Annotated in this window: 28 protein-coding genes and 3 pseudogenes; 12 read left to right on the forward strand and 19 right to left on the reverse strand. The window is 65.1% G+C overall.

Features of this window, described 5'->3' with window-relative positions; all coding sequences use genetic code 11:
- Positions 1 to 23: 23 nt before the first annotated feature.
- Positions 24 to 1,472 (reverse strand): sugar porter family MFS transporter, encoded by a 1,449-nt coding sequence (locus tag ASE87_RS09120; RefSeq protein WP_082452521.1) that lies wholly within the window; start codon positions 1,470 to 1,472, stop codon positions 24 to 26.
- Positions 1,473 to 1,629: 157 nt separating this feature from the next.
- Here ASE87_RS09120 and ASE87_RS09125 point away from each other — a divergent pair, with 157 nt between their 5' ends.
- The gene (locus ASE87_RS09125; RefSeq protein ID WP_056227915.1) at positions 1,630 to 2,238 is read left to right on the forward strand and encodes a hypothetical protein; all 609 of its coding nucleotides are present in this window, start codon (positions 1,630 to 1,632) and stop codon (positions 2,236 to 2,238) included.
- 52 nt (positions 2,239 to 2,290) lie between these two features.
- Here the strand turns inward: ASE87_RS09125 and ASE87_RS09130 are convergent, their stop codons facing one another.
- Positions 2,291 to 2,815, reverse strand: coding sequence for a hypothetical protein (locus ASE87_RS09130; RefSeq protein ID WP_056227918.1), 525 nt, complete (start codon positions 2,813 to 2,815; stop codon positions 2,291 to 2,293).
- A 284-nt stretch (positions 2,816 to 3,099) separates the two neighbouring features.
- Here ASE87_RS09130 and ASE87_RS09135 point away from each other — a divergent pair, with 284 nt between their 5' ends.
- Both ASE87_RS09135 and aqpZ read left to right on the forward strand, forming a co-directional pair.
- Positions 3,100 to 3,498, forward strand: a complete 399-nt coding sequence (locus ASE87_RS09135; protein ID WP_056227921.1) for a phage holin family protein — start codon at positions 3,100 to 3,102, stop codon at positions 3,496 to 3,498.
- Positions 3,499 to 3,582: 84 nt separating this feature from the next.
- On the forward strand, positions 3,583 to 4,365 hold the full coding sequence (aqpZ, locus tag ASE87_RS09140; protein WP_082452523.1) for an aquaporin Z: 783 nt from the start codon (positions 3,583 to 3,585) through the stop codon (positions 4,363 to 4,365).
- Positions 4,366 to 4,504: 139 nt separating this feature from the next.
- On the opposite strand, the pseudogene ASE87_RS16690 reads toward aqpZ, so the two are convergent.
- Positions 4,505 to 4,861: pseudogene (locus ASE87_RS16690) on the reverse strand (FadR/GntR family transcriptional regulator); the annotation flags it as partial.
- A 78-nt stretch (positions 4,862 to 4,939) separates the two neighbouring features.
- Positions 4,940 to 5,224 carry a FadR/GntR family transcriptional regulator gene (locus ASE87_RS16695; RefSeq protein ID WP_369814015.1) on the reverse strand — a complete coding sequence of 95 codons (285 nt, stop codon included), beginning with the start codon at positions 5,222 to 5,224 and terminating at the stop codon, positions 4,940 to 4,942.
- Here ASE87_RS16695 and ASE87_RS15780 point away from each other — a divergent pair.
- Positions 5,123 to 5,344: pseudogene (locus tag ASE87_RS15780) on the forward strand (phosphogluconate dehydrogenase C-terminal domain-containing protein); the annotation flags it as partial. The gene ASE87_RS16695 and the pseudogene ASE87_RS15780 sit on opposite strands and share 102 nt — an antisense overlap.
- A gap of 158 nt (positions 5,345 to 5,502) precedes the next feature.
- Positions 5,503 to 5,814, forward strand: a complete 312-nt coding sequence (locus ASE87_RS09150) for a Dabb family protein (RefSeq protein ID WP_056227924.1) — start codon at positions 5,503 to 5,505, stop codon at positions 5,812 to 5,814.
- On the opposite strand, the gene ASE87_RS09155 is transcribed toward ASE87_RS09150, so the two are convergent.
- The gene (locus tag ASE87_RS09155; RefSeq protein ID WP_056227926.1) at positions 5,763 to 5,987 is read right to left on the reverse strand and encodes a hypothetical protein; all 225 of its coding nucleotides are present in this window, start codon (positions 5,985 to 5,987) and stop codon (positions 5,763 to 5,765) included. The genes ASE87_RS09150 and ASE87_RS09155 overlap by 52 nt on opposite strands.
- 148 nt (positions 5,988 to 6,135) lie before the next feature.
- On the opposite strand from ASE87_RS09155, the gene ASE87_RS09160 reads away from it, so the two are divergent.
- Positions 6,136 to 6,567, forward strand: a complete 432-nt coding sequence (locus ASE87_RS09160) for a hypothetical protein (protein WP_056227930.1) — start codon at positions 6,136 to 6,138, stop codon at positions 6,565 to 6,567.
- Positions 6,568 to 6,626: 59 nt separating this feature from the next.
- Here ASE87_RS09160 and ASE87_RS09165 read toward each other — a convergent pair whose 3' ends face one another.
- The 3 genes from ASE87_RS09165 to ASE87_RS09175 form a co-directional block, all read right to left on the reverse strand.
- Entirely contained in the window at positions 6,627 to 7,274 is a 648-nt protein-coding gene (locus tag ASE87_RS09165; protein ID WP_056227934.1) for a hypothetical protein, read from the reverse strand.
- A 91-nt stretch (positions 7,275 to 7,365) separates the two neighbouring features.
- Entirely contained in the window at positions 7,366 to 8,421 is a 1,056-nt protein-coding gene (locus ASE87_RS09170) for a zinc-binding dehydrogenase (RefSeq protein ID WP_056227937.1), read from the reverse strand.
- A gap of 74 nt (positions 8,422 to 8,495) precedes the next feature.
- Entirely contained in the window at positions 8,496 to 8,711 is a 216-nt protein-coding gene (locus ASE87_RS09175; RefSeq protein ID WP_056227940.1) for a hypothetical protein, read from the reverse strand.
- A gap of 161 nt (positions 8,712 to 8,872) precedes the next feature.
- On the opposite strand from ASE87_RS09175, the pseudogene ASE87_RS16900 reads away from it, so the two are divergent.
- Both ASE87_RS16900 and ASE87_RS16905 read left to right on the forward strand, forming a co-directional pair.
- Positions 8,873 to 9,511, forward strand: a pseudogene (locus ASE87_RS16900) (hypothetical protein); the annotation flags it as partial.
- Positions 9,430 to 9,702 (forward strand): hypothetical protein, encoded by a 273-nt coding sequence (locus ASE87_RS16905; RefSeq protein ID WP_369814016.1) that lies wholly within the window; start codon positions 9,430 to 9,432, stop codon positions 9,700 to 9,702. The pseudogene ASE87_RS16900 and the gene ASE87_RS16905, both read left to right, overlap by 82 nt.
- 250 nt (positions 9,703 to 9,952) lie before the next feature.
- Here the strand turns inward: ASE87_RS16905 and ASE87_RS15785 are convergent, their stop codons facing one another.
- The 4 genes from ASE87_RS15785 to ASE87_RS09190 form a co-directional block, all read right to left on the reverse strand.
- Positions 9,953 to 10,759 (reverse strand): type II toxin-antitoxin system death-on-curing family toxin, encoded by an 807-nt coding sequence (locus ASE87_RS15785; RefSeq protein WP_082452524.1) that lies wholly within the window; start codon positions 10,757 to 10,759, stop codon positions 9,953 to 9,955.
- Between the two features lie 625 nt (positions 10,760 to 11,384).
- A complete protein-coding gene (locus ASE87_RS09185; RefSeq protein WP_056227946.1) occupies positions 11,385 to 13,565 on the reverse strand; it encodes a hypothetical protein in 2,181 nt (726 codons plus the stop codon).
- A gap of 332 nt (positions 13,566 to 13,897) precedes the next feature.
- Positions 13,898 to 14,050: a recombinase family protein gene (locus tag ASE87_RS16700; protein WP_255350922.1), complete on the reverse strand. Its 153-nt coding sequence runs from the start codon at positions 14,048 to 14,050 to the stop codon at positions 13,898 to 13,900.
- Positions 14,051 to 14,326: 276 nt separating this feature from the next.
- Positions 14,327 to 14,695, reverse strand: a complete 369-nt coding sequence (locus ASE87_RS09190) for a helix-turn-helix domain-containing protein (protein WP_056227949.1) — start codon at positions 14,693 to 14,695, stop codon at positions 14,327 to 14,329.
- 72 nt (positions 14,696 to 14,767) lie between these two features.
- Between ASE87_RS09190 and ASE87_RS09195 the strand changes: the two genes are divergently transcribed.
- On the forward strand, positions 14,768 to 15,178 hold the full coding sequence (locus ASE87_RS09195) for a Rid family hydrolase (protein ID WP_056058236.1): 411 nt from the start codon (positions 14,768 to 14,770) through the stop codon (positions 15,176 to 15,178).
- Positions 15,179 to 15,515: 337 nt separating this feature from the next.
- On the opposite strand, the gene ASE87_RS09200 is transcribed toward ASE87_RS09195, so the two are convergent.
- Positions 15,516 to 16,121: a hypothetical protein gene (locus tag ASE87_RS09200; protein WP_056227952.1), complete on the reverse strand. Its 606-nt coding sequence runs from the start codon at positions 16,119 to 16,121 to the stop codon at positions 15,516 to 15,518.
- 36 nt (positions 16,122 to 16,157) lie between these two features.
- Complete coding sequence (locus ASE87_RS09205) at positions 16,158 to 17,300, reverse strand: FAD-dependent monooxygenase (protein ID WP_056227954.1); 1,143 nt, start codon at positions 17,298 to 17,300, stop codon at positions 16,158 to 16,160.
- Positions 17,301 to 17,385: 85 nt separating this feature from the next.
- Here ASE87_RS09205 and ASE87_RS09210 point away from each other — a divergent pair, with 85 nt between their 5' ends.
- The gene (locus tag ASE87_RS09210; RefSeq protein ID WP_056058226.1) at positions 17,386 to 18,069 is read left to right on the forward strand and encodes a TetR/AcrR family transcriptional regulator; all 684 of its coding nucleotides are present in this window, start codon (positions 17,386 to 17,388) and stop codon (positions 18,067 to 18,069) included.
- Positions 18,066 to 18,365 carry a putative quinol monooxygenase gene (locus ASE87_RS09215; RefSeq protein ID WP_200925463.1) on the forward strand — a complete coding sequence of 100 codons (300 nt, stop codon included), beginning with the start codon at positions 18,066 to 18,068 and terminating at the stop codon, positions 18,363 to 18,365. Before ASE87_RS09210 ends, ASE87_RS09215 begins: the two co-directional genes overlap by 4 nt.
- A gap of 143 nt (positions 18,366 to 18,508) precedes the next feature.
- On the opposite strand, the gene ASE87_RS09220 is transcribed toward ASE87_RS09215, so the two are convergent.
- From ASE87_RS09220 to ASE87_RS16705, 4 genes are all read right to left on the reverse strand, one after another.
- A complete protein-coding gene (locus ASE87_RS09220) occupies positions 18,509 to 19,852 on the reverse strand; it encodes an NtaA/DmoA family FMN-dependent monooxygenase (RefSeq protein ID WP_056058223.1) in 1,344 nt (447 codons plus the stop codon).
- A complete protein-coding gene (locus ASE87_RS09225; RefSeq protein ID WP_056058220.1) occupies positions 19,849 to 20,544 on the reverse strand; it encodes a TetR/AcrR family transcriptional regulator in 696 nt (231 codons plus the stop codon). Before ASE87_RS09225 ends, ASE87_RS09220 begins: the two co-directional genes overlap by 4 nt.
- Before the next feature lie 43 nt (positions 20,545 to 20,587).
- Positions 20,588 to 22,069 carry an MFS transporter gene (locus ASE87_RS09230; protein WP_056058217.1) on the reverse strand — a complete coding sequence of 494 codons (1,482 nt, stop codon included), beginning with the start codon at positions 22,067 to 22,069 and terminating at the stop codon, positions 20,588 to 20,590.
- A 78-nt stretch (positions 22,070 to 22,147) separates the two neighbouring features.
- Positions 22,148 to 22,456 (reverse strand): hypothetical protein, encoded by a 309-nt coding sequence (locus ASE87_RS16705; protein WP_056227957.1) that lies wholly within the window; start codon positions 22,454 to 22,456, stop codon positions 22,148 to 22,150.
- Between the two features lie 93 nt (positions 22,457 to 22,549).
- Here ASE87_RS16705 and ASE87_RS16710 point away from each other — a divergent pair, with 93 nt between their 5' ends.
- Positions 22,550 to 22,741 (forward strand): PDDEXK nuclease domain-containing protein, encoded by a 192-nt coding sequence (locus ASE87_RS16710; protein ID WP_056227960.1) that lies wholly within the window; start codon positions 22,550 to 22,552, stop codon positions 22,739 to 22,741.
- A gap of 87 nt (positions 22,742 to 22,828) precedes the next feature.
- Here ASE87_RS16710 and ASE87_RS16715 read toward each other — a convergent pair.
- A partial coding sequence (locus ASE87_RS16715; protein ID WP_235472260.1) for an aldo/keto reductase occupies positions 22,829 to 23,129 on the reverse strand: 301 nt, incomplete at its 5' end.

The raw sequence follows: 23,129 nt of genomic DNA on the forward strand, positions 1-23,129 counted from the left end.
GGGAGCCAGGCGAGCGGTCGCGGTCACTTCTTGCCGTTCTTGACGACGTAGATGGCACCGGTGCTGAAGTCCTCTTCGAGTTGCTCGAGCGACCGCCCGTTCGTCTCGGGCACCTTCTTGACGGCGAAGAGGAACGACCCGGCGTTGAGCACCGCGAAGATGAAGAACGTCGTCGAGATGCCGATGCCGGCGACGAGGATCGGGAAGAGCAGGCTGACGGCGAAGTTGGTCAGCCAGAGGATCAGCACCGTGAGCCCCATGCCGACGCCACGCAGCTTGAGGGGGAAGATCTCGCTGAGCATCAGCCAGACGAGCGGGCCGATGGTGCCCTGCATGGTGCCGACGAAGCCGATGACGAAGATCAGGACGACGATGGCCCGGCCGAGCCCCTCGGGGATCAGCAGCGACGACAGGCCGATCAGCAGGTGGAAGATCGCGACGCCGGCGAAACCGACCATCAGCATCGTGCGCCGTCCGACCTTGTTGATGATGCGCAGGGCGACGAGCATGGCGACGACGGCGATGACGCCCGCCCCGACGTTGGCGATCAGGGCCCCGCTCTGCGAGAACCCGGACTGCTGCAGCACCTGGGTGCCGTAGTACATGATCGAGTTGATGCCCGTCAGCTGCTGTGCGACGGCCAGGCCGATGCCGATGAACAAGATCTTGCGGAGCCAGGGCGCGGCGATGAGGTCGGCGAGGCGGGCGCTCTTGGCTTCTTTCTCCTCGTCGGCGAGGAGGCGCACCTCGGCCATCTCGGCCACCGCCCGGTCGTCGGCGCGGATCTGCTTGAGGACGGCGAGCGCGTCGTCGTCGCGGCCCTTGGCGATGAGCCAGCGAGGGCTCTCGGGGACGCGGAACATGCCGATGAAGAGGGCGATCGCGGGCAGCACCGCGACGGAGAGCATGTAGCGCCACACGTTGTCGTGCTCGCCCCAGACGCTGCCGATGACGGCGTTGATCGTGAAGGCGGCGAGCTGCCCCGAGACGATCATCAGCTCGTTGCGGCTGACGAGCCCGCCGCGCTGCTCGGTGGGCGCGAGTTCGGCGAGGAACACCGGAACGGTGACCGAGGCCCCTCCGACGGCGATGCCGAGGAAGAACCGTGCCCCGGTGAGGAACTCCCACGTGGGCGCGAGCACGCAGGCGAGGGCGGCGAAGAAGAACAGGATGGCGAGGGTGTTGATGGTGGGCTTCCGCCCGAAGGCGTCCGAGATGCGCCCGATGAAGAACGCCCCGACCGCGGCCCCGATGAGGATGGCCGAGACCATGACCCCCTCGCTGGCCGGCGTGAGCCCGAGGCTCTCCTCCATCGAGTCGAGCGCGCCGTTGATCACGCCCGTGTCGTAGCCGAAGAGAAGGCCACCGAAGGTGGCGATGACCGCGACGGTGCCGAGGCGCTTGGTGTGCGGGCCCGAGACCAGGGCGGGAAGAGCTACTCGGGGCGAACTGCCCGATGTGTCGGTGACCACGATTCCTCCATTGGTTGTGGTTACAGCTTCCCGCGTCGGTGCGGGTCGTCGCCCTGCCGCTGCGACAGGACGAGGCTATCCATGTCTTTATGTCCTGTCAATCGGTCATGACAGGTCCATGGGAGGGGAGGGAGGGACGCGTCCCTAGAATCGGAGCATGCCTTTCGACGAGTGGTACGACGACGAGACGCGAGAGGCCGCGACGGCCCGCGTGCTGCAGCGTCGGATGACCAACCCGACCGACCGCAACGTCCTCACCGTCGTCGCGGAGGAGTTCAACGTCCCGCGGCAGACCCTCAGCGACTGGGTCGACGAGGCCTCGCCCGAGTCCGCCAAGCCGAAGCGCAAGCCCCGCCCGAAGTTCTCGCAGGTCGTCAAGACCACCAAGGAGGCGCGGGTCGAGTCCCCCACGGACGACGAACCGATCGACGCTCCGCAGCCCGCCGCACCTCCGGAGCCCGCGAGCGAGCCCGAGCCCGACGCCGAGGCCGGGCCGCAGACCGCGGCCGTGCCGCAGACCGAGGCCGCGCCCGAACCGCAGCCCGAGCAGGACCCCTGGGCGGCATCCGATCCTGCCCCCGATCCCGAGCCGACACCCGAGAGCGAAGCCGAGCCACTGCCGGAGCCGGAGCCCGAGCCCACTCAGGACCGGGCTTCCGCACCCGCACCCGCCGACAGCCGCCTCACCGCCCTCGAATCCGAGGTCGCGGCTCTCCGCGCCGGCAACCGCGCACTCGTCGAGGCCCTCCGCATCCTGGTCGACTGACGACGCCGGTCGGCGCCTGGCCGAGCCGGGCGACGGCCACGAGGCCATCCGGTCACCGTCGTCGTGGTGACGGCCTCGACGTCGTGAACCGGGACCAGCGCCGGTCGGCCGCACGCGCCTCCCGGGGGAGGCGGTAGCCGTCGCGGTAGACGCCGACGACGTCGAGGGCGACGCCCACGAGGGAGCGGACGGCGGCGCGCCGCTCGCGCGAGCCGTACCAGTTGCGGTGGAGGCGCCAGAGCTCGACGATCCCCCGCACGAGCAGTCCCCCGCCGAAGAAGACGGCGGCGATCCAGACGATGCCGGTCGAGCCGAAGACGACGACGGCACCGATGCAGACGACCAGCGTCACCACGAGGGTGATTATCAGCGTGCGGGGGCTCGACGACTGTCGACCGTGCTCGCCGGTCCAGTACGACGACAGCAGGTAGAGGGCGTCCTCGCGGGAGCGTCCGCCCTCGCGCAGTCGGTCGACGGCGGCGTCGGTGCGCGCGAACCGGTCGGGCCCGTCGGCCTGGCGCACCGCGGCGCTGGTCGACGCGACGATGCGGATGACGGGAGGTTCGCGTCGAGCCACGAGGCCATCCTGCCGGACGCCGGTCGCCCGACGCCGCACACCGCACGCACGCCGCCCGACACCCGACGCCGCACACCCTCCACCGGACAGGCCCGCACTGTCCCCCGCCTGGCCGCTTCGCGAGTGCCCGTCGACCCGAGGCTGGAAGCTCGCTGGAGGTCGATGACGGGTGGGCTGCCGCTCGCGTCCGAATGGTGTGTCACCGAGACACGGCGTGTCCGCACCGCGGCACAGCGATCCCCGGCCACCGACCCGAGTGGCCCCGCCGAGAGAAGGACCACCCCATGAGCGCAGACGACGAGAAGCAGGCCGACGCAGGCTTCGCGGGCAGGTTCCGCGACCAGCTCGGCAGCCGGGCGATCGAGCCCCTCATCAAGGCCGTCCGCACCGAACTGCGGTCGGCGCGCGACGAGATCGCCGGCCGGGCACGGGATGCGCGGTCCGGCGCCGTGCTGCTCGCCGTCGGGGCCGTGCTCGCGATCGTCACCGTGATCCTCCTCGCCGGCACCGCCGTCGCCCTGCTGGCCCTGGCCCTCCCGCTCTGGGCCGCCGCGCTCATCACGTTCGCCGTCTTCGCCGTCGTGACCGCGGTGCTCGTCGCCGTCGGCCTGAAGGGCGTGAAGCGAGGCATCCCGCCGGTGCCCTCCGACACGGTGAAGAACCTCACCTCGTCGGCCGAGTAGCCGCCGCGCCCCTCCGAACCCGACCCCTCCCCACCCGACCCCTTCCCCCCGACACCGTCCGAACCCGACACCGGAGAGTCCCCCATGCCTCGCACCACACCCGCCAGCCGGTCCACGAAAGAACAGCGCACCCAGCACGCCGAGACCTACACGCCGCTCGCGCGGTACGCGTCCGAGGCGTTCGGGGCGTTCCTCCTCGTCGTCGGAGGCGTGGGCACGGCCGTGTTCGCGTCGTCGTTCCCGGACGACGGCAACGCGCTCGGTGTCGGCTTCCTCGGCGTGGCCCTGGCGTTCGGCCTCAGCGTGATGGCCGGCATCTACGCCGTCGGCCACATCTCGGGTGGCCACTTCAACCCAGCAGTGACGGTCGGCTTCGCCCTGGCCGGCCGGACCACGTGGGCGAGCGTGCCCGGCTACGTCGTGGCGCAGCTCGTCGGTGCGGCCGCCGGAGCCAGCGTCGTGGCGCTCGTCGCCGCCGACGGCCCCGCCGGCTACTTCGCCGCGGCCCGTGAGTCGGGCTTCGCATCGAACGGCTTCGGTGCGTCGTCGCCCGGCGGTTTCGGCCTCGGAGCCGTGCTCGTCACAGAGATCGTGCTGACGGCCGTCTTCGTCGGCGTGATCCTCTCGGTAACCGCCAAGAGTGAGTACAAGGCCCTGGCACCCTTGGCGATCGGCCTGACCCTGACGCTGATCCACCTGATCAGCATCCCGGTGAGCAACACGTCGGTGAACCCGGCCCGCTCGCTGGCGGCGGCCCTCTACGGCGGCCCCGACGCGCTGGCCCAGCTCTGGGTCTTCTTCGTGGCACCCCTCGTCGGCGCCGCCCTCGCGGGCCTCGCGCACCGCGTCCTGCGCCGTCGCGCCTGACCGGCCCGAGCGGCAGGGAACGCAGGAGGCGCGGGTCGCGTGACCCGCGCCTCCTGCGTTCTCGTGCGGTCGCGCCGGTGCCGACCGACGCTCGAGCAGAGGCGGCGACGACGTCGCCCCGCTCGTCGGGGGCGACGACCTAGACGACCGTGGCGCTCCGGACCCGGTCGGCGGCGGTGGCCATGTGGTCGCGCATCGCCGCGAGCGCCGCGTTCGGGTCGCGGGCCTCGATCGCCCGGAAGACGGCCCGGTGTTCGCGGTACGCGGCCTCGGCCTGGTCCTTCTCGGTGAGCCCGCGCTCGACCCAGAGGCGCAGCAGCGACCGGGTGCTCTGCAGGAGGTCCTTGAGCACGACATTGTCGGCGCTGACGGCGATCTGCAGGTGGAACCGGATGTCGGCCTGGAGGAACGCGTCGAGGTCCTCGAGCGAGTCGGCCATCACCTCGATGTAACCGCGCAGCTTCTCGACGTCGGCGTCGGTGGCCCGCTCGGCGGCGTAGGCGGCCGCCTAAATCTCGAGCCCGCCCCGCACCTCGATGAGCTCGCGCGTGCGTGCCGCGTTCAACATGAGACCTCAGCTGAGGGTGGTCGGCAGCAACTCCGAGGTCTGGTCGCGCAGGTAGGTGCCCGAGCCCGGACGCACCGTGACGATGCCGAGGATCTCGAGGGCGGCCAGGGCCTCGCGGACGGCCGACCGCCCGACGCCGAGACGTTCGGCGAGCTGCCGCTCGGGCGGGAGGCGCGACCCGGGGGCGTCGGGGTCCCCTACGAGGCCGCTCGCGCGATGCTCTACGGCCACACCTGGATCGCGCTGACGAACGGCCTGCGCGGCTCGAACCCGTTCAGCGACGCCTGCCACATCGCCATGGACTACGGCCGCGAGTCGATCGTCCGCGACGACTGGAAGAAGATCTTCGACGACAGCCAGCTCGACTCGGTCATCGCGCGCATGCTGAAGATCGACGCCGTCCGCCGCTAGGCCGCGACGACGGGAACGCAGGAGGCGCGGGTCGCGTGACCCGCGCCTCCTGCGTTCCCGCGTGGTGCGGTGGTCGCCCGGGCCGACCGCCGGGGCGCCGCCCGTGTCAGGATCGGGTGACCTGCCGCGACGAGCGGCGACGACGAGGGGATGCGCGGATGGCCGACACGGACGAGATCGTGCACGTGGTGTTGGTCGAGTGGGCCGAGGGAGCCCCGGCCGACGTGGCCGAGCAGGCGTCGCGGCTGTCGACCGAGCACCTCAGCGGCATCGACGGCGTGCTGTCGGTGTCGAGTGGCGAGAGCGTCAGCCCCGAGCAGCTCGAGGCCGGCTTCGACTGGATGCTCGTGGTGCACTTCCGTGACGCCGCGGCGCGCGACGGCTACCTGCCGCACCCCTCGCACCAGCCGGTCGCGAGTTATCTCGGCGACGCGTCCGCCCGGGTCGTCGTCTTCGACGTCGCGGCGTAGCGCCTGGCGCGGGAGGCGCGGTTCGGCTGGCCGGCGCCCGTGCCGGCGAGGAACGCCGAGGCGAGGGCGGCCACGATCAGGAGCATCCCGACGGTGCGGTCGGCCGTGAAGAAGACGACCAGGGCGATCGTGGTCAGGGCGAGCGGGGCGAGGGCGCGGAGCCAGTTCGTCATGAGAAGCACTGCTCCTTCATCTCGGTTCTGATCGGTCGGGAAAACGCTAGGACGCTCGCGCCGGTCGATGCCAGTCGATTGACGTGATGCCCAGGAACACCGCTCCGCCCGCGATCGCCCCACGTCGATCCGGCGGTAGGTTCACCTCATGAAGGTCCTGGCCGGCATCGTCACCGCGCTGCTCGTGGTGTCGGTGCTGCTGGTGCTCGCGGTGCGGGCCGACCCGGACGTGCCGCTCGTGCTGTCGGGGTCCGACGCGCGCCTCCCGTACTGCACGACGTACGAGCCGGTGATCGTGGCCGACCTCACGACGGAGACCCTCCCGGCCTGTGCACCGCACGGGGTCGAGCTGCGCTTCCCCGACGGCTTCGTCATCGACCTGCCCGACGAGCCCGGCGCCGGCGGACGCCCCTCGGATCGCTACGACTACGGCTACGTCGACGTCGGGGCGTTCGGCATGTACGCGTCCCGGGCCGACCACGCCTGCGAGCACGTCGAGCAGTGGGGCACCCCGGAGGCCATCCGCCGCGTCACCGAGGCCTTCGGCGACGACTACGCCTGCGTGTCCGACCAGCAGTGAACAGAGGAGGCGCGGGTCACGCGACCAGCGCCTCCTGCGGTTTTGCGGCGTGGCTGGCCTCAGCCACCCCCGTGCCGACGAGTGAGCTCGCGCGCGATGGCGAAGGCCACCCAGTCGGCGGGGCGATCGTTTCGCCAGGCGCCGGCGTGGAACGAGTTGACGGGAGCACCGGTGTCGCCCAGATGGATGGCGAGGCGGATGGCGACTTCCTCGACATCCTTCGTCGGCCTGTTCTTACGCCAGGCATTCATGTGCGCGCGTGCATTGGGCGACAGTAGACCGTTTGCGATGAGGTCATCCACCCATTCGAGATCGACGGCGACGGCAGTGTCGACGCCACCCATGACGACCCTCGCTTGCGTTCGTTCTAGCGCCAGGCCGTGCGCGTGCTCGCCTCCCCGGCCGCTCTCCTCGTAGACGGTCCTTTTCCGAAGACCGCCCATGCCCTCGGCTATGCCGATGTAGAGCACGCCAGAGGTTAAGGCATCTCCCGGCGTCGCGCCGTGCACCCAGCAATAGAGACCCCGGCCGCTGGTGACATCTGTCGTGACGTCCCACTTGACGCCGATGAGACGAAGTCCCGCCTGGATCGTAAGCGGCGTAACGAGGTGCAACGTCGTGGCGGAGAGAAGAGTCGACGGTCGCGCGAGCTCGACGGAATCCTCGGGGGTCGTGACGTCATCGGATGACGATGGGGACTCGGCCATTCTGTGCTTTCCTCGTGTGTCGGAGCTCGATGTCATCCTGACAGGACGCGAACGCGACAATGCGAAGCTCCGCGGCAGTGTCGCACCCCCCTTACCCGTTGGGGGCGACGAGGACCTTCGCGTGCTGCGTCTCGCCGCTGTCGAGCTCCACGAGCAACCCCGGCAGCTCGTCGAGGCCGACCGTCCCCGTGATGAGCGGCCCCGCCTCGACCGAGCCGTCGGCCAGCGCGCGCATCGCGCCGACGAAGTCCGAGTGCGTGTAGGCGAGGCTGCCGACGACCGTCAGCTCGCGGCTCTGCCAGTCGCCGTAAGACACCTCCGAGGTGGTCATCGGGTAGCCGAGCAGGGCGAGCGTGCCGCCGCGGCGGACCAGCTCGGCGCTCGACTGGAACAGCGAGAAGGCGCCGGTGCACTCGTAGAGGACGTCCGCCCCGAGTCCGTCGGTCAGCTCGAGGACGCGGGCGCGGAACGCGTCGCCGGGAGCGTGGACGTCGGTGAAGCCGAGGCGGCGGGCGGTCTCGCGCCGCGCCTCCATCGGTTCGACGATGACGACGGCTCCGGCGCCTGCGTGGCGAGCGTGCTGGGCGGTGAGCAGGCCGATGGGGCCGGCGCCCTGGACCACGACGACCGAGCCGAGGCGCTGGCCGGCACGGCGCACGGCATGGAAGGTGACGGCGGTGGGTTCGACGAGGCCGAGCTGTTCGTCGGTGAGGCCGTCGAGGGCACGCTGGACGCGGCGTTCGTGGACGGTGACGTGCTGGGCGAAGGCTCCGTGGGTGGGGGCGTCGGGCGAGATGCCGTTGGCCTCGGCGAAGGCGGTGTCGCAGTGCTCGGGATGTCCGGCGCGGCACATGGCGCAGGTGCCGCAGGGCGGGCCGACACTGGCGACGACGCGGTCTCCCACGGCGACGGTCGTGACCCGGCTGCCGGCGGCGACGACGGTGCCGGTCCACTCGTGGCCGAACACCGCGGCGGGGATGAGCCCGCCGGATGCCCACCCGTGGGTGTCCGTCGCGCAGACGCCCGTGTAGCGGATGCGCACGACGACCTGCGACTCCCTCGGGGCCTCGAGGTCGGCCTCGGCGAAGGCGACCGAGCGCTCGGCGTCGACGGTGGCGAAACGGGTGCGGGCGGGGAGGTCGGTCATACCCACCAGGGTAGGCGTGGGCGACAGGTGTTGCTCAGCTTATGTAGCGAGCACGGCCCGTGTTCTCGTGGCCCTCACTCGCTGCTCGCCGACGCCTCGTCCGCCTCGGGCTGCGCAGCTTTCGCGGGACGCTCGGGCCGTGTCGCCTGGACGATCTGCCCGATCATGAGGCCGACGAAGAGGAGCCCCCAGAAGACCGACCCCTCGGGGTCGACAGCGTGGACACCGGCGAAGAGAGCGATGACGGAGCAGTTCAGGACGAGCGCCCATTGCAGTTCGTAGCGTGACATGGCCTGCTCACCCGACCCGGCGGAATTCGTTCTCGAACATCGGCATCTCTCCTCTGATCAGAGCCCGCCCAGCACAAGCTACGCCCACCGTAGATCACGCCGACATGTCACGCATCTCATGACGAGCGAACCCTACCCGTCGTGGCCACCGCGGGTACGCGCTCGTGCCGCTCGACCCCGCGACCACCCGTCTCGAGACTCCCGCCGGTGCGACGGTGGACTCCCAGGGCACGGTCGTGGTGGTCCCCTGTGAGGGACGTTACGAGCTCGACCGCACCGCCGGCACCGTGTCGTTCACGCTCGAGCCCGCCTCCATGGAAACGGCGACGCCGGTGCCCTCCGTGGTGACCGACGCGGCCGGAGCGACCGCCGCCTCCACCCTGACGCCTTCGGTGACCGAGGTCGCGAGGCCCGACACCTCGACCGGTGAGCAGGGCATCCCCCAGCGTCTCGCGGTGACCGAGAACGACGGAGGCGCGGTGCCGGTCTCCCCCGCCACCCTCCGTCTCGTAGACCCCTCCGGTGTCGACGCCGCCACCGTGGTGGTCCCCGGTGAGGGTACCTGGGCGGTCGACGGCAGCCAACTGGTGTTCACGCTCGAGCGAGACTTCGTCGGGATGGCGACGCCGGTGTCGTACCGGTTGGACACCGTCGCTGGTGACGCGGTCGAATCGACGGCGACGGCACGTGGCGGGTCCAACCCGCCACGGGCCAGGTCATCTGCACCCCCTCCCCCACCCTCGTCGGCGACCCGGCCCCCCTCACCACCGCCGCCGAGCGCACCGACGGCACCGCCGTGACTGGCCGCCTCGTGGTCGACTATGTCGCGGCTCCGGCGCCGGCAGGCGACACTGACGCTGCTGCTAGTGGCGTTCTTGCGTGGACGGGATCGAATGCAGGCACGGTCACCTTCGAAACGGTTGGCGGGACTTCTTCTGTTGCGGCCGGTCTGGCCTTCATCCTCAAGGGCCGACGCCGCTCCCAGCACTAGACACCTTGGTCGCGCAGTCCCAGTCTTTGGACTGCGCGACCCGGACGTAACTCACACGACTCATTCCATGCGTCTTTAACGCACCCGTCGAGGAAAAGATCGCGCTCCGTCATTTCGAGCCCGAAGTGCACGTCAGTCAGCGACATCTTAGGAACTAGGAAGACGTTGCTGACGCAGGTCTGGAACGCGTCGGTCGGCGCATCAGGCGGCAGACCCAAACCCCCGTCTATGCAGGCGTCGGCTGCCGTCCTCAAGTCTCGGCAAGCCAGTCCAGCACTTGTCGGTATTCATTGACGAACAAGTCCACAACTGGCTCAAGGTCGTCATAGAACGCAGCTGAGTCGACACCATTTGGCTCGTCTAGATGCAGATGTTGTCGTACCAATTTTACGTCTGCGAAACCCACGTTGAAGTCACTCTTGGGGTAACCCATTCTGTGAGAAAATTTTCCCTCACTTGTGGTTCGATGCACTTTTACGTAGTTATTTTTATGCTTGTCAAAGACACAACCTTGAGCCTCAAGCTGTTTTTTTAGTACCGAGAATTGCACATGCTTGTCGCCTCGCTGCAATTGACGCGTTCTCTTTGACAGCCAATTGGCTATTGCCATGACCTCTGAATCCGAACCTCGAACAACGCCAGGCCCAAGAGGCAATTCGTGACCAGCTACTTGTCTTGCAAACTCGTACAGTTCCTTTTCGGATGTTTCGACCAGCAGAATCTTATTTCTATTGAGAAGGACAAGAAGACTTACGAGGGCTGTCCGCTTGTTACCGTTCTCGAAGGCATGATTCATGGTCAGACCATAAAAGAGGGTGGCCGCCACCTCGGTTACCTTTTTGTACTTTAGCGAACCGCCAAAACCAGCATTTTGTCTGGCGACAGCACTCTCCATTGCGTCTGGTCGAAGTGGTTCAACATAACCAAAGTCAACGCCATCCATGTGACGAGCTATGCGACGCCGAACCGTCATAACCTCGGACGCTGTTAAATATTCCATGTCTACTGTATAGACCAACAAGACCGAGAGGGCAAGCAATACCTCCGCAACAGCCATCTTGAATCTTCTGCAGTTCACCGACCGTCATTGAGAGCACTTCTCCACCCCACCGACATATTAGGAACCGCCCGGCAGCTCTCGGTAAGCCTGGAGCTAGCCTGACCGGAGCCGAGCTGCGCGCGGCCCCTGACGACTCTCTGGCTCAGCAGGGTGCGACCGAGGTCACGATGCGATCCTCAGGGAGCGTGGCATGCACCTCGTTGATCGCGTTGGCTGGCGCCGGGCGTTGACCTCTGCGGCCACGGCATCAGCGCTTTCGGCACCCCCTGACGAACTAGCGCATGCCAAGGACGTACCCGCGGACACGACGGCCACCCGTCCGACTCTGGGTGTAGTCGACACGTGAACTCTGACAGTTAGCCTTCGTGCTGGATCATCCATGAAACGGCGCTGTTCAGGCTCTCCTCTCAGCGATAGCCATGAACAGTCGCCAGCCTCGTCCCACCCGTGGGCATAGCAGTAGTAAACAAACCCCCGCCGTGCTCGGGGGGCGACAGGACGTCACCAAGGCGTGCCGAGCGCATCCGGCGGACTTGGCAAACAACGAACTGTCCCGATGCCGGCGGCACCGTAAACGGGTGCGTCGGAATCGGCCGACGCAGAATCTTCACCGCCGTCTCGCCTAACCTTCGGCAAGCGTGAGGACATCCGCGTACAACTTGCGAAGATGCGAGTCCGACATGTCGATGATTGGCTCGTACATGAACGAGTTGACGTGGATGTTCTCTGGAGTCATGAGGACTACTGCATCCAAAATATTTTTTGACACCGAATTGTCCCCGTCCAGCTTGTCGTAGAGCTCGTACAGCTTGTGGGTCTGATTCGAATCGATGGCATTCGTCACTGCAGTGTCGTTTACCGCCTCGATCATGTGCTGTTCGGCTCGAAGACGAATGGCGAGGGAGAGAACGATTTTGTGCTCGAAGTTGATTCCTTCAGGTGCCGACAGAGCAACGTTAGCTTCAGCGAGAATGAGATCCACAACTGACTCATCCGGTGACGCCCACGCTCCTTCAACTGAAAATATGCGGCCGAAGATGGCATCCAATTCGCTCTGCAGGATAGTCGACGTTTCTGGCTTCCAGTGGAGCAACGAGGTGAGCTTTAGGTAGTCGGCGTCTTCTTCCCCCTTAGTGTACTCGGCGATATTTCGAATAAATGGAATCGACGCAATCCGTTTCATTCGGTCCTCGAAGAAATTTGGTTTGAAGTCCTTAATGAAGGGATTTTTGACCCCCTGAGCCTTGGCCAAGATGATCCTCTCATCCGTGCGCTGGGCCATGAGGCAACCGTCGTAGCGAACTACTTTCCGGCTTTCTAGGGTCCGGAAGAAGTCAAAGTTGTGAGTCAAGATCAGCAACTTGAACTTGTCCTGCTGGGACATCTCTTTCAGGTAATGAATAATCGCGTACTTGTTTTTGTAGTCGAACGAATCGGCTAGGTCATCGATAACGAACAGGGTGTCCCTCGCAGATTTCTTCCTCGCTTCTACTTCGAAAAGCACGTTCAGAATGTAAAGCGCCTTCTTTTCGCCGTTACTCAATACTTTAAGTAGATCAGCTCGCTCTACGCCGACATGTTCTGCCCCCTCCTCGAATTCGAACCCAAGACGCAGTACTTTTTCCTGCCCGAGCACCACCTGGTTTCGGTTTTGAGCGGTCAACCTGAACGGCACGAAGAACCGGTCATTGAATATGCGGATGACTTTCTCCCATTGCGTACTTTGGGACGCAGCCTCTTGCTCGATGTCACGTTTACGAACCTCACTTTTCCGAAACACATCTACTACCTGCTCGTAAAGAGCCTGATGAGTTTTCAGATAGGACTTCCACACTCGCTCCTCGAACAAGTCAATATTTCGAAGTTCGGGGAGGAGTTCGACATGCTCCGAGATGTAGCCGTAGAAAGAGCGCGTGTCGGCATTCTTATTTAGAGCCTTTTCTAATGCCTCGAGCTTTTTAGTTAGGGCGGCGTCGTCACTGATTTTTTTCTTCTCGTCATTGATCAGGAAGTCCAGGTCTGCCCTGTTCTGGACCTCAACCGGCTCCCCTTCCCCTCCACGCAGCAGGAGAGCGTGTTGAGCGGTGAAAAATCCGTTGTCGCCCAAGCTTTTAGTCACGATTGTGGCGTTGTAGTAGCTGAATGATTTGCGGTCGAAGAAGCGTGACTCGTCCAGAAGCTCATTGAGGCGGGTGACGTAATCGGAGAGGGCGTCCTGAAATTCAGGCTTGCGGAGCAGGGGAAGAACTCGGTCGTTAAAAATGACGTCGTACGGAACATCAGTGAACGGGCCTTCGTCTTGGGCAAGGAGTTCGTCATAAATGCGGGTCATCGCGGTGAAAAAGCTGTCTGGCTCCTTCGTAAAGGTGCGGGATACGTTGCTATAGACGTCTTGCTTGGTCTTAGCTTGCGTCTTGAGCGCCGCCCCCAGCTCATCGCGCACCCGCAGAAGCTCTACCTGGAGCCCCTCGTACTCCCTCCTGAGTGCGGCGTTGACGAGAAGCGTCGAGGTCTGTTCGGTAGGCCCAAGCTCCTCGTCGTAGGACAAAATCACAACCACGTCGTCGGGATTGATAGACGCCCCCGTTTCGTCAACGATCTTGCGTTCAGTGAGTCGATCAGGGAATACGTTGTCTCGCGTCTCTGCCCCGGTGGCCAAGTCTTGGAAGGTCCGAGCAAAGGATGTCTTCATGGTCCCGTTCGGGGCATAAATAGCCGCCGACGGGGAACGTCGGTAGTCGAGGGTGGCTGCCAACTCGCGGATGCCATGGCAGTTTGAGAAAGCAAGTTCGATCTTTTTCATGGGCTAATGCCTTCCCTCAGGTTGCCATAATTTTTTGACTGTTCCTCACCGTATGGCAAGTAACCGAGAATCCCCGCTTCCTGCCTCAGTAGCCGATCGGTCACCTTTTAGCGGTGGGGCGCAGCCACTCCCCCCGCAGCTATGGGGTGCCGGCTGTCTCGATAGGTCAGTCCAAAACTGATGTCGGTGATCGATCGTCTTCGCGGCCGCCGGGGTTGCCCTCGCCATGCTCGCTACTCACCGGCGAAAATGGTCGCGTCCCGCAGCTACCGGGCAAGGCGGTCGAGCATCGTGACGATGCAGACGTCGCCTGCATGGCACTCGGCCAGGGCCTAGCAGAGGCCCGGTCGGGCTCTGGTCGTGCCCGACAAGCCGTGATCAACATGCACGTATTTATCATCGATACCAAGCGCAGCCAGGCCAGCACGTTGTGCTGCAGTATTCTGTCCAGAGGTCGACACGTGCGCGTATCCGATAAGCAGCAAACGTTCAAATTTACGTCACCGGGGATTTTGCGGGATGGGCACGGGCGAAGACGCAGGCCAGGCCCCCACTCGTCCTCAACCGGCCTAGGACAACTTGAGATGGTGTCCCGATGAACGACCGTCTAACGGGCGCGCGGTCTGCGGGCTTCCCAGAAATCCGGATCGCTTCGAAAGCCCGTCTCGAACCGGTTGCCGTTCCTGGCGGGCAGATCCGACCGTCGGCCGAGTCCACCGGAATCGATCGTTTGTGACGGGTGCCGCGTCAGGTTAGGGCGGTTAGTCGTCAAAGCGGCGCCGCGCCTCCTGGATGGCGGGCAATTGGTCGCGTGCCCACGCGAGAATCGCGTCGACCGGCTCTCGCAGAGTCTTGCCCAGCGGCGTGATGCGGTACTCGATTGCCACGGGTCGAGTGCTGAGCACAACTCGCTCGACCACGCCGTTGCGCTCAAGTCGGCGCAGTGTCGAGGTCAGCGACTTCTGCTTCACCGCCGGGACGAGCCGGCGCAGTTCGCTGAATCGGCACGGTCGTTCGCACAGTTCATCGAGCACTTGTAGGGACCATTTGTCGAGCACTTGATCTAGGAGCTCACGCTGGGGCGCGTCGATCTCGAATCGGTCCGTCGTGGGGCTTTTGGTATCCGTCACGAGACCCAGTCTCGTTGAAGTGACCACTGAGCACCAGGTATCCATGAGGTACCACCTAGACAGGAGACACAAATGACCGTGCACCTCAGCTCACCCACAGCCCTGATGCAGCCCACTCCCTACCACCACGTCGCGATCGGCACCGGCACCCGCCACGTTCACGTGTCAGGTCAGATCTCGCGGACCCCGGACGGGACTCCGGTGGCACCTGGCGACCTGGCCGGCCAGGTTGCTCAGGCGCTCCGCAATACCTACGAAGGACTGGCCAGCGCTGACGCCACATTCGACGACGTCGTCCGCCTGACCTTCTACGTCACCGACTGGGAGCCGGCCAAGATTGAGGCCTTCATGGCCGGTGTCACGGAGATCGCGGAGGAGATCGGCCTGTCGCTGCCCATGCCGCCAGCATCTTTGATCGGGGTGGACTACCTCTTCGAGCCGGACGTGCTCGTTGAGGTCGAGGCCACGGCGATCCTGGACTGACTGAGCACCGGCCCATGCCCTAGGCGCCCAGTCGGGGACGGGTTGTCAGACATATCTGACCAGCGTCCCAATCGGCGCCCTTATGGTCCCGAAAAACGAAGACCGGTTCGAAGCCTGACTTAGAACCGGGTGCCGTGTCAGGCCTGCCAGGAGTACCCCCGCGGCCAGTCCAGCCGGAATCGATCGTTTTTGAACGTCTCGGTAGTGATGCCATACCGCCACAATGAGTCGCTCAGCGCGCAGCCGGCACGTGAGAAGGCGAGGGGTGGTGAGGGACTCGCCCGTCCAAACATTCCGACCGGCATTGATCGCTCTCCGCTTCAGTGACGTTCCACCTTCAGGGCCCATGCCCTGAGCCTGTAATCACACCCAGAAGACGCGCCGTTGCCTCGTCGAGATCGGTACCCAATTGATCGGTGTGACCAATCGATTGGACCGACCTCATGAGCACTCGGGCGGCGTGGAGAGCGACGTCGCCGGCCAGGACAGCGAACGCACGGCCGTGAGGATCCGCTAAGCCAACTTGGGTTTCCTCCTCTTCCTTGTCCTTCGCCGAGTCGGTGACTGTAGAGCGCGCGTCACCGCCTATTGAGCTACGGATGAGCCGTTCATGGATCGACAGTCCGGCCAGCTGGAGGTCAAGAGCAAGGGCAACGGCCACTTGCTCGTCTTGCGACAGCGTCACGAGGTTCGTGTCGACACCAACAGCTTGCCGGCGTGGACGCGACCACAAGGATTCGACCTCGCGAGATACCGCCTCCCAGAGACGAAGCTCCGGCTCTGCATGTGTCGCAAGGGTCAACCTGCGCTTCACTTCGCGTGACAAGCGCTCGCGCATCGACCTGACGAGCGTTTCCGAGGAGCGCTCGTCGTGACCGACGGTGGCGTAGACGCCGACATCAGGCGACGCATCTCCCTGGTCCGCCTGATCCAGAACGTTCATGCGCTGAGCCAAGCCAACGGTTCCCGGCCCGCGGACTTAGTTGGCGGAAAGCATGCTGTTGCGTGCACGAATGGCTTCGTCTGTTTCGGGGAAGAAGGTGGCTAGGCCGAAGTTCACAGCCATGGCCTGAATCTGCTCGACGACGGGCCGAAGCTGCTTTTCATACTCGGCGAAGCCGGCGTCGATGTCGCCGTTTGTGCTGACGAATGCGTCGTAGAGGGCGGTGGCGCCAATGATTGCCAGCGAACCCCCCATGCCGGCGGCAGGAGATGCGCAGTAGCCAGCATCACCCACCAGTCCCACTCGACCGCTTGACCAATGCTCCATTCTGGTTTGCGTGAGCTCGTCAAAGTAGAAGGAGTCCGCGCTCAGGCCCTTGTCGAGGAAGGCCGTGAACTGGGGGCCCGCATCGACGAATGCGGCGCGCACGATGTCTTTCTGCTCCTGCTCGTCGTGGTAGTCGTAGGCGAGCTTTTCATCCGAGTGGAACAGGAATCCGATGTCGGTCTTGTCCTCATAGGCGTTCAGCATCAGGGTCCTACCGGGCGTGCTGAGAATGCGGGTGGTGTCTCGGGGGATGAGGGACTCATCCACGATCGTGACCGTGAAGTAGTTGTGAAGGAAGTGGGTGAAGTCCACTTCTGGCCCAAAGCGGAGTTTCCGAACGTTGGAGTGATTGCCATCGCAACCCAGAATGAGGTCGAAGTCGCTATCGGCTCCTTCTCGGAAGGAGGCCCGCACGCCATCCGGGCCGTCGGTCAGCTCAGTGATGGAGTCGTTGAAGCGCACTTCGACGTTCCCTTCAACAGCTCCGTTAAGGATGTCGAGGAGGTCATCGCGAGGAATTTCGTACTCGCACTCCTCGTCGTCAGCCAGCGCTTGCTCGGCCTCGAGGAGAACGTCGGTTCCGCCATTGAGGTTCGTGAATTCGGTCCGGCGCGGCGGCAGGCTCTTCGCGCGAATCGCTTCGAGGATCCCCATTCGCTCCGCAATGCCGACGGTGTCGTCCTTGATGTCTACAGGCGTACCCCCCCGCTTTAGACCGGCCCCTCGTTCCACGATGGTGACCTGGTAGCCGAGCCGGTGCATCCAAAACGCTGCCGTCAGACCTGCAAATCCAGCACCAGACACGAGCACCTTAGGGGTATTCGTCGTCACGGCGTCCTGTGTCGTTGTCATCTTTCTCGAGCCTTTCTGCTGGTGTACCTAATTGTGTAGTCACTCGAACTATAGGCGCAATCCACGAATGTGCTAGTTTCGATTTATGGGTAGCCAGCAGGGACTTCGAGAACGGAAAAAGGCGCAGCAACGGGAGCACATCGCCGACACAGCTGCGGCGTTGTTCGCGGAACGCGGCTTCGATGCGGTGTCGATGGCGGACGTTGCCCGAGCCGCAGACGTGTCCGACCAGACCGTCTACAACTACTTCCCATCGAAACCGGACCTCGTGCTGGATCGCGCAGACGAGTACAGGGGGTTATACGGGCGGGCCGTCCTCAACCGATCGGATGGCCAGAGCCCCGCGGACGCGATCCGACCTTTAGTGATGTCCGCTATCGAGTTCTACCTCGAGGAGCAGCCGCGGCTTGCGCGGGGCGAGTTCCCCGCCCTGTGCCTGCAGAGCGGCACTCTGCGGCGCTTCGCGCTCGAGCTCCGTGAGGAGCAAGCGCAACACCTCACGGTCGCTCTCCTGGAGACAGACCCGGGCATCCATACCGTTGTCGCCCAAGCGCACGCCGCGGCTCTGGTCTCAGTCGTGCAGAGCATCACCGACGCGGTTGGCCGTGCCGTCATCGATGCCAGTTCGCCCCAGGAAACGGCGACACGAATGCGGGATGACGCCGCAGCAGCTCTTGATCACCTGGACCAGATGTTCCGCAGCGCTCTCGTCCTGAACAGTCAAACCCCTCACACAACAGCAACCCTCTTGAATGGAGAACAGTCATGATCGATCCCACCCAGCCCGGAAAAGTGCTTCGATTCACCGCTAAGCCAGGCAAGGGGGAAGAGCTTTTCGCCCTCTGCGCGCAGATGAGCGAGCGTTCCCCCGCGGTCGACAAATGCATCATCGCTCGCGACGAAGACGATGCAGACACCATGTGGGCCATGGAGTGGTTCATCAGCGATGAAAAGCTTGCTGAGCAAGACGCTGACCCGGAGTGGGACGACATTCATGCCCAAATTGGCGCCCTCATCGCCGACTTCCAGCAGATCAAAGTGCGGGCCGTCTACTCACACCTCTGACCTGAAAGTGCTCGTTGACGCGGGCACCCTCACCCGTGACAAGCGAAACATCTAGGCGTACTACGCCCTCGACCCAGGGGCTCTCGATTCCGTGGCCACCCCGCTGGTCAGTGCTTAGGCCTAGGTCTCCTGGCGCTCCCCGCTCAGCTGGTGGCCGATGCCAGCCGTGGATCAAGTCCGTACTGGGCAGGAGCGGAGAGGTGATCGCGCAGCGTATTTCCCTCGTAGTCGTCGTGGTAGAGCCCGCGTTGCTGCAGGATCGGGACGACCTCGTCGACGAACGTGTCGATGCCGTCTTCGTTTACGTCGATCGAGACCCAGAAGCCGTCGCAGGCGTCTGCCTCGAACCACTCCTGCAGATGGTCCGCGGTGACGGAGGCCGGCCCGACCGGGGTCGGGTGGTAGTCGATGACCCCGTGCGCGAGGACATCGCGGATCGTCCACCCTTCACGAGCAACCTCGAGCGCACGTGCCGACCTCGGGTCGTAGGGATTTGGACGCGCCGAAGCGAGCTGCGCCGCTGTGAGAGGCAAGTCGAGCTGCTCGAGGGTCAGGGGAACCGGCAGGCTGAGCATCGCACTCAGATACGGCACTCGGTCGGCGACGGTCAGCTCGCCCAGCGCCACCCGACGGTCAAGCGCCTCGCGCTTCGTCGCGGCGATCGCAGGCATGACTCCGGCGAAGAACTTCACCTCATCGGGGTTCCGGCCCGCCCGGCGCGCGGCCTCCCGCAGCGCCTCGCGCTGCTCCCTGGCGTCGTCGACCGTGAAGACGGCGCCGACGACGCCATTGGCGTACCGACCGGCGATCTCAGCTCCGTTCGCTCCGCCGCCGGCGGAGAAGATGACGGGTTGGCCCTGCTCGGAGGGAGGGAGGGGCAGCGGTCCCCGCGAGGCGACGTACTCGCCCTGCAAGTTGATCGGCCGGATCTTTGCGTTGTCGGCGAAGCGACCACTGGCGGTGTCTTTCAGCCATGCGTCCTGTTCCCAGCTGCCCCAGAGCGCTTGGACGATCTGAATTGTCTCGTGGGCGCGCTGATACCGCTCGGGACGCGGGGCGATCGTCTTGCCGTAGTTCGCAGCGGCGGCGGGATCGCTCGTGGTGACGGCGTTCCACCCGGCTCTGCCGTGGCTCATGATGTCGAGGGCTTTGAATTGGCGTGCCAGATTGAACGGTTCTGTGAAGGTGGTGGAGCCGGTCGCGACGAGGCCAATGTGCGATGTCTCACGGGCGATGGCGGCGAGGGTCAGCATCGGGTCGAGCGTGATCATGAGTGATTCGCGGCTCAGGTCGCGCTGTTCACCGAGGAAGTCGGGGAGGAACAAGAACGCGAACTTGCCCCGCTCCGCGGCCTGGGCGTAGCGCACCTGGGCGTCGAAGCTGGTGTAGTTCGCCGGATCCACGCCGGGGGCGCGCCATGCCGAGGTCTGCGACCCGTAGCCGTTGCCCAGGTGCATTCCGAGGATCATCTGTTTGCCGGTGGTCATACGTCTCCTTCGGTCAGTCGGTCTCGATCCCCGCTGCGCTGCAGCAGGGACTCGCGCGAGCGGGCGACCACGTCCTCGTCGACGGGCGGGAGTGCCAGTTCTCCGGCGGAGGCGCGGAGGCCGGCGAGGTGGATCGCTGCGTGCCGCCGCCATGCCTCGGGCGCGTGCGCTCCGGTGGTCTCGATGATCCCGCGGAGGGCCCAGAAGAGCAGGTCCAAGTCGGTTACTGCGGCGTCCGCGCGGACGGTGCCGTGGTTGGTGGCGTCTTCCAGCAGATCCGCGATCAGGACCCGATACTCCTGGCGCAGGGTGGCGCTGTTCTCATCGCTCCAGATCCTGGCTAGGCAGCCTCGGTTCGCTGACTGGACCTCGCCGAGTGCGTAAACGAATTGCTCGAGTCCGCGTCCGCCGGGGGCCGTCCGCGCTCTGCGCGCAAGCGTGACGACTTGCTCCATGAACTCGTGCACGAGTTCCGCGATTAGTGCGTCTTTCGTGGGGAACCGCCGGTAGAGCGTGCCGACCCCCACTCCCGCCATCTGGGCGATCTCCTCCACTCCGGCGTCGAGCCCGTGGTCCGCGAAGACCTCGCGCGCGGCGTCGAGGAGACGCTGGCGGTTCTCCGCCGCGTCGCGGCGCAGAGCTCGGGGCTCGACGTGCTCGCGGTCGCCGCCGGTGCTGGTCGGAGTTGTCATCTCGTGCTCCCTCGCGGGTGGTGGTACGGCACGCTCGGTGCCATTACTCGGACTCGTCCCCGACGACGGTACCGCCGGCGACCATCGCCACTTCCGCATGCCGCAGCTGCACGGGGGGCTCCTCGAGGTGCGAGCCGACGACGTGGCGCGTGATGCGGGGGATGAAGAAGCCCGCGACGCCGGCCAGGAGCATGGCACCGGCCAGAACGAGGAAGCCTGCGGTGTAGCCGGACTCGGCGGGGAAGCCGGCGGTCTCACCACCCGACGCGACGATGCTCGCCATGACCGCCGCGCCGAGCGAACCGCCGATGGTACGGATGTTGGCGTTCATGCCGCTCGCGACGCCGGTCTGCTCCCTGGGGACGGCGCTCACGATGATGTTCGACATTGAGGAGAACGCCAACCCGAAGCCGATTCCGGTGAGCGCGGTCGCGACGACGATCTCCCATACCTCCGTGTGCGCCAGGGCCAGCGTGAGCAGGCCGACGAGAGAGATGACCGTTCCGAATACGAGGACGAGGCGTGAGCCGAACCGCTGAGCCAGGCGTCCGGCGACCAGGCCCACCAGGAACATCATCAGCGCATTGGGGAGCAGCATCACGCCAGACAGGGTGACGGTCGCTCCGAACCCGTATCCGGCGCTCGACGGAGTCTGCAGGAACGTCGGGAGGAAGCCGAGCATCGCGTACATCGCGATACCGAAGAGAAGGGCGACGAGATTGGTAGTCCACACAGAGCGGACCCCCATCATCCGCATGTCGATCAACGGATTCGGGCTGCGCTTCTCGACGACTACCCACACGACGCCGATCACGACGGCCGCCGCGAGAAGCCCGAGAACGGGAAGCGAGATCCAGCCCCGCACAGGGGCCTGGCTGACAGCGAGGAGGAGAGCAACCAGCCAGCCGGACATCAGCGTGGCGGCGCCCCAGTTGATCCTGCCCGGACTGCGCTCGGAACTCTCGGGGACGAGAAGCAGAGCCGCGACCGCTGCGACGACGACCATCATCATCGGGAACCAGAACAGCCAGTGGTAGCTGAGAGCCGACACGATCGGCCCGGCGAGGACGATGCCGAATCCGGCGCCTATGGCGGAGAGCGCGGCGATCAGACCGACGGCGCCGCCGACCTTCTCACCGGGGAACTCATCGCGGATGATTCCGAAGGCGAGCGGCAGCACTCCCCCACCGACCCCCTGGATCACGCGAGCGACGATCATGACTCCCAGGGACGGGGCCAAGGCGGCCAGCAGAGATCCGAGCGCTAGGGCGACCAGTGCGACAACGAAGACGCGTTTCTTACCCGACATGTCGCCGAGACGGCCCATGATCGGCGTGAAGATCGACGCCGAGAGCAGGTAAGCCGTTAGGACCCACGTCACGTTCGTCTGTGACGTGCCCAACGCCTCACGGATCGTCGGCAAGGCCGGAATCACGAGGGACTGGAGCAGCGCGAACGCCGCCACTCCCAATGCGAGGACGAGGAACGTCACCTGATGGTGCGTGCGCTTCGTGGACGTGGTCACGGGTCTCCTGTCGTTAAAGGGAATCTTCACTCCGGTTAGCCACAGTAACACTAACCGGAGTGGCAATTCCGTTTCGGCTCAGAACTGCCGCGCCCCGACGTCGACGCGGGACGACGAAGTCAGGAGCGCCCGCACACGATCGGAGGTGGCGGGCGTCCGCGAGCCGTCCGCCGCGGCGTCGACGGCGGCCGCATACAGGGCGGTGTACACGGCGGACTCCGGCTCGAACCACCACGACTCGGCCAGCGTGCCGGCATCGACCGCATCGAAGCCGAGGGTGCTCAGCAACTTCGACGCGCGTGCCTTCACCTCGACGTCGTCACCGGCGATCGGGAGCGCGGCGCGGGGGTCGGAGGAGGCGAGTCCGGGGATCAAGACCCACTGCACGAGCGAAAAGCTGCAGCACCGAGCAATTATGCCGGTACTCTCGCGCCGGTCGAATCTGACCTCGCTCAGCAGATCACTCGTGATCCTTGCGCGTTGTATTTCCTCGCGATCGACAGCGACGCCAGTGAGCTTGAGCTGGAAGAGCGCATGGTCGTCCGCATCGCGGATACCCTCCGCGAGCTCGGACCAGGCTTCGCGTTCGTTGGCCGACAGGTGCACTTCGAGGTCGACGGCGACCAGTTCTTCGCCGATCTCCTGCTTTTGCACGCCAAAGAACGCCAATAAAGACGAGCGAGGCCTTGATCTGCCGCGTCGAGCCGACAACAGGTGCTAGCTCAGAACTACTCGACGGGCACTCACCGCGGACGATGCTCAGGCCTCCGGGATCTCGAAACCGTAGGTCGCGACCGTGACTCCTTCAGGCTCGGGGCCACCGCGAACTCCAGTGTCCAGAGCGTCGAGCTGCGCGATCTCACCCGCAGCGAGCTCGAAGTCGAACACATCGAAGTTCTCTGCGATCCGTTCCGCCCTGGTGGACTTCGGGATCACCTGCACCTCCTTCTGGAAGTGCCAGCGGAGCATCACCTGAGCGGCCGACTTGCCGTACTTCTCGCCGATGGCAAGGATCACGGGTTCATCGAAGCTACGCTTTGCGGACTCACCGTAGGAAGTT

It is taken from the genome of Frigoribacterium sp. Leaf44 (genome assembly GCF_001421865.1).
Taxonomy (GTDB): domain Bacteria; phylum Actinomycetota; class Actinomycetes; order Actinomycetales; family Microbacteriaceae; genus Frigoribacterium.